Genomic DNA, 4,996 nt, shown 5'->3' with positions numbered 1-4,996 from the left:
GGCTCAGCCTGGGCAGGAGGGGCGACCGGGGCCGGCGTAGTCGGCTCAGCGGGTTCGGCAGGCTCAGCGACGGGTGCGTCGTCGGGGTTCGTGAGAGCCGAGATCAGCTCAGCCTTCTTCATTGTCGAATAGCCGTGTAAGCCCTTCTCTCGGGCTTCGGCGCGCAGCTCGGCGACGGTCTTGTTCTCGGCCATGTTCTCTTCCTGGAGATCGCGGGTGGCTAGGGGTGAACGTTCAGGCGGGCCAGCAGATCATTGTCGATCGCGGTGAGCTCGTTACCTACGGCGCGTTGGGCGGCACGCCGCTGTGCCGGCGGCATGGTGTCCGCGGCGTCGACGGCGACAACGAGATTATTCAGCCGCTTGCCCATCGCCTCGACAAAGGCGCGGCCCTCCGCTGTCGTCTCCTGTGCCGTGACGCTCTCCGCGGTGTTGCGCGCGGCGTCGATCCGGGCGCGCAACGGCGCGCTCGGGCCACCATGCTGGGTCAGCAACTCAGCCGGGACCCCGGCACGACGCGCCTGCATCGCGGTGATCTCCGCGCGTGCGGCGATCGCGCCGCGATACAAGATCGGCCCGGCGATGGGTGCGACCATCTTGCCGACGGTGAGGTAGCGGCGGATCTTGGCCGGAGCGAAGGCGCTTTGCTTCTGTGTCGCCTTCGCTTGTGCGGCAATGGCTTTGGCTTCTTCGGCGGCAGCCTTCCGCTGAACGTTGGCGCTCTTCTTCTCGGCCTTGACGCCCGTCTTGGTGGTCTTGCGCTCGGCCTTGTGTGCCTTCTTCAGGTATTTGTGTTCCTCGCGCAGAGCCTTCTTGTGCCGCTTCTTCTCTTCCAGCGCCCCGACGCGAGCTTCCAGCTTGACGCGAGTCTTGAGCGCCTTCTGCTCCGCCTTGCGGATCTTGGCTTCAGCTTTGCGTTCCGCGCGCCGGACCTGACGGGATGACAGCAACCCCATGGTGTCCTTTCCGCCGGAACCCCGGCTTGGCCGTGATGGTTACCAGTTTTGCATAGTGTCGGTAGGGGATGAGACGGTGACGCTGGTTGACGGCGCAGGCAACGCGCCAAGCGGGCGAGAGTGAGGTGGGCAGGTGGCACTGGTGCTCGGCGCACGCGACCTCTCCGGCTGCGAACATCGGCTCGCGCTGACCTCGGCGGCACGGGCCGCTGGCGAAGCTCCGACGGCCACCGAAACACCGGATGCCGTGCGCCGGATCGAAGCCGCCCAGTCGCACCGGGCGCAGATACTGCAGGTGTTGGCAGACGTTCCGCGGGAGCAGCCGACGACGATCGTCTCCATTGATCCCGACCTGCCTCTCAAACGCCGCGCGGAACTCACCCTTGTCGCCTGTGCCGACGGCGCCGACTGGATTCTGTCGGCGGCGCTGCCCACCGATCTCGGGCGCGGCCGCCGCGGACACGCCGAAGCATTGGTCCGCCATGGCAGCGGGTACGTGCCGATCATCATCGTCAACCACCGCGTCGTGAACGCGGCCAAGCCGGACCGCGATCCGCAGGAACCCGCGACGTTGTCGACCAGCCCGCTTGATCGCTGGGACCCGCAACCGGACACGACGCGGACCAACCGCGGCAATCGCCGCGACACCCTCCGGTTGGCGCAGCTCGCCGCGATGCTCGGTGACCTGGGCTATGCGCCGTCGCCGTCGCGCGCCGCCTGGGTTGGTGGGGTGATCGGCGTCGACGCCGACTGCATTCTGGCCGTTCCGTTGGGCGCGACCATGCCCGAGTACGACGAGATCTTTTCCCATCGCCGGTCGATCGCTGCGGGCATCGTGCCGACGCGGGCGCGCCGGGTCAACGAGTGTCGCAGCTGTGACTGGTGGCCGCAGTGCCAAGCCGAACTAGTCGCGAACGATGACGTAAGCCTCGTCGTGGGTGGGGCAGGCACGGTGGCGCTGAGCGCGATGGGTATCCGCACCGTCGAACAGCTCGCGAACTATCGCGGGGAGGCGCCGGACGAGTGGCCGGGCCACCCGCCGTTCGCCGACGCCGTGATCACCGCGAACTGCCGACGCCAACAGGTTCCCCTGGTCCGACGACTCCACCGTCCCGCGGTGCAGCGCGCCGACGTCGAGGTGGACGTGGACATGGAGAGCTACGGCGAACGCGGCGCTTACCTGTGGGGCACGTTGCTGACGGACCACGATCCGGCCGCCGCGCCCGCCGCATACCGTCCGTTCGTCACCTGGGACCCGCTACCGACAGACGACGAGGGTCATGCCTTCGGCCGCTTCTGGTCGTGGCTGATGGCGCGTCGCGCGGTGGCCCACGAGGCTGGCCGGACGTTTGCCGCCTACTGTTATTCCGAGCAGGCCGAGAACCGTTGGCTGCGGGCGAGCGCCGACCGCTTTGCCGGTCTGCCGGGGGTACCGCATCGCGACGAGGTGGAGGAGTTCATCGCCTCCGACGACTGGGTGGACATTTACCAGGCGGTCAACGTCAACTTCATCTGCCCGAACGGCAAGGGTCTCAAGCGGGTCGCCCCAGTCGCTGGATTCGACTGGCACGACCCCGAGGCGAGCGGCGAGGCCTCCATGGAGTGGTATGCCTCGGCCGTCGGATTAGACGGCGGCCCCACGGATTTCACCCAGCGCGACCGTCTGCTCCGCTACAACGAGGACGACGTCCAAGCCACCAAGGTGCTCCGCGAATGGCTCGATTCCGAGCGCATCCTCCGCCTCCCCACCGTCGACGACATCTTGCGGAACATCGACTCCGGCTAACGGTTTCGGTTCCGCCCCATTGCGCACGCGCTAGCCGGAGCGGGTTTCGTTAGCCGGAGTGGTGACCGGGGCTTCGGGGGCGCGGTCGTGCTCGGTGGCTTCCTTGGCACGACGACGATGCGTCCGGGCAATCACCGCGGCCCCGACGGCCAGCATCACGGCGACGGCGGCCAGCGTGCCGATCAGCAGGCCCGGACTTGCTCCGCTCAGACCGTCGACCAGCAGCCACACGGCGAAGCCGACGAAGAGGGCGGCGGCGGCGAGTGCGATGGTGCGCTCGGGCAGGTGCTTGCCGAGGGCGCGGCCGATCGCGATGGCGAGCGCATCGGCGGCCACCATGCCGATGGTGGAGCCGATCCAGATACCGAGCCAGTCGTGGTCGGCGGCCAGGGTGATGGTGGCGAACATCGTCTTGTCGCCGAGCTCGGCAAGCATGAAGGCGCTCATCACGGCCAGGAACACCGAGCCGCTGACCCGGACGGCGCGCGCGGTCTCGTCGTCGGACAGTTCGTCGCCCCGCAGCGTCCACAGGGCGAAAGCGAGCATCGCCAGTCCGCCGGCGATCGACATCAGATGCGTCGGGATCGACATGCCCAGGAAGTGCCCGAAAAAGACCGAAATCGCGTGCACCAGGGTGGTCGCTGCCAAAATGGCGCCAAGCACCACCCACCAGCGGTACCGCATCGCGTAGGTGAGGGCCATGAGCTGCGACTTATCGCCGAGTTCGGCGACGAAGATCACGCCGAACCCGAGGAGCAGTGCAGGAAGCATGCGGCCCAGACTAAGCACCCGCGCGCGCTCGTGCAACACCTCGAAAGACCGTATCTCCGCAGGTAGGAGAGCCGCATCCGGGTATTCGGCAGCCCTAAACTGCGCGGAGCGGGTGCCCTGGCAAGGACGCGGCGCATCGAGCCCTCCGCGCCGCCAGGCACAATGGCCGGGTGACGGAAGAAGCTCTCGACACGCGTGCGCGGACCATCACCGGTCCGCTGCGGCCCCTGGAGATCGCGATCGTCGCCATCCTGTCCGGGTTGACGGTGGTTGCGGTGGTGATCGCTGCGGTGATCCCGATGGCCCAGGCGGCCAGTTTGCTGGCGCCGGTACCGATCGCTCTGGTGGCCGCCCGTACCCGGCTGCGCGCGGTCGTCGCCGCCAGCGTGACATCGACGATGGTGACCTTCGCTGTCGCCGGTCTCGGAGCGGCGCTCTCGGTGTTGGCGTCGGCGGTGATCGGCGGCGTGGTCGGCGAGGTCAAGCGCCGCGGTGGCGGCTTCGCCACGCTGGCGTTGATCTCGCTGGTCGTCGCCCCGCTGCTCGCCTCGGTATCGGTGCTTGTCCTGTGGATACTGGTGCCACTGCGCAAACTGGCACTGACCATCCTGCACAACATGGTCGATGGCCTGGGTAAAGCCGTCACCCAGGGCGCCGAGATGGCGTCGCGCATCACCGGCGAACGCAGTGACCTGTCGGGCATCGCTGACTGGTTCTCTGGCGCGGCCGACAACATCGTGCAGTACTGGTGGGCGTGGCTGCTGATCTCCGGTGCTGTTGGGTCCTTCATCTCGCTGATCGTCGCGTGGTGGATTCTCAGCGGCGTCATCACCCGACTCGCACATATCAAGATGGCCGACACCCTGGAGAACCAGCGCGATCTGACCGTTGACGAGAACCCGGGGCCGCTGCCGATGCGCATGGCAGGAGTCGGCTACCGCTACCCGGAGACGACGGTCGACGTTCTGCAGGGCCTCGACCTCACGCTGATCCAAGGCGAATTTGTGGCCGTGGTCGGCGCTAACGGTTCGGGCAAGTCCACCCTTTCCAAGATTCTGGCCGGGACCCCGCCGACCATCGGTATCGTCGACCGCCCGGGCGACCCGGGCCTGGGTAAGCGCGGCGGCACCGCGATGGTGCTGCAGCGTCCGGAGGCGCAGATGCTCGGCTCGCGCGTCGCCGACGATCTGGTGTGGGGTCTGCCGCCCGGCCAGGACGTCGACGTCGACGGACTGCTCACGGAGGTCGGTCTGACCGGACTCGCCGATCGCGAGACCACCGATCTGTCCGGCGGTCAGCAGCAACGCCTCGCCGTCGCGGCGGCTCTGGCCCGCGATCCGCAACTGCTGATTGCCGACGAGGTCACCTCCATGGTGGATCCGCAGGGCCGCCGGGATCTGATCGAGATCCTCGCGGCGCTGCCCCGGCGGCGCGGCATCACTGTCGTGCTGATCACCCACCGTGACAATGAGGCCCGCGCCGCC

General features: G+C 67.9%; 5 protein-coding genes. 2 read left to right on the top strand and 3 right to left on the bottom strand.

Translation table 11 applies throughout. The annotated features are described in order from the left end of the window. Positions 1-194: Rho termination factor N-terminal domain-containing protein (locus tag WAW85_RS08060; RefSeq protein ID WP_422559104.1), on the bottom strand; the 194-nt coding region annotated here is incomplete at its 3' end. Between the two features lie 26 nt (positions 195-220). After that, a complete protein-coding gene (locus WAW85_RS08055) occupies positions 221-955 on the bottom strand; it encodes a DUF6474 family protein (protein ID WP_422559103.1) in 735 nt (244 codons plus the stop codon). 133 nt (positions 956-1,088) lie between these two features. On the opposite strand from WAW85_RS08055, the gene WAW85_RS08050 reads away from it, so the two are divergent. Beyond that, entirely contained in the window at positions 1,089-2,741 is a 1,653-nt protein-coding gene (locus tag WAW85_RS08050; RefSeq protein WP_422559102.1) for a TM0106 family RecB-like putative nuclease, read from the top strand. A 30-nt stretch (positions 2,742-2,771) separates the two neighbouring features. Here WAW85_RS08050 and WAW85_RS08045 read toward each other — a convergent pair whose 3' ends face one another. Then, positions 2,772-3,512: a TMEM165/GDT1 family protein gene (locus WAW85_RS08045; protein ID WP_422559101.1), complete on the bottom strand. Its 741-nt coding sequence runs from the start codon at positions 3,510-3,512 to the stop codon at positions 2,772-2,774. Positions 3,513-3,682: 170 nt separating this feature from the next. Here WAW85_RS08045 and WAW85_RS08040 point away from each other — a divergent pair. Beyond that, positions 3,683-4,996 (top strand): DUF2232 domain-containing protein (locus WAW85_RS08040; RefSeq protein WP_422559100.1); only part of this gene is annotated, 1,314 nt, incomplete at its 3' end.

Origin of the sequence: Gordonia sp. (in: high G+C Gram-positive bacteria) (assembly GCF_049299075.1) — a bacterium.
Taxonomy (GTDB): Bacteria; Actinomycetota; Actinomycetes; order Mycobacteriales; family Mycobacteriaceae; genus Gordonia.
This window is presented reverse-complemented; position numbering and strand designations above follow the sequence as displayed.

Bases quoted from the DNA above. Each gene is read 5' to 3' on its own strand.
- WAW85_RS08055 (WP_422559103.1), bottom strand. From the start codon at position 955: ATGGGGTTGCTGTCATCCCGTCAGGTCCGGCGCGCGGAACGCAAAGCT.
- WAW85_RS08045 (WP_422559101.1), bottom strand. From the start codon at position 3,512: ATGCTTCCTGCACTGCTCCTCGGGTTCGGCGTGATCTTCGTCGCCGAA.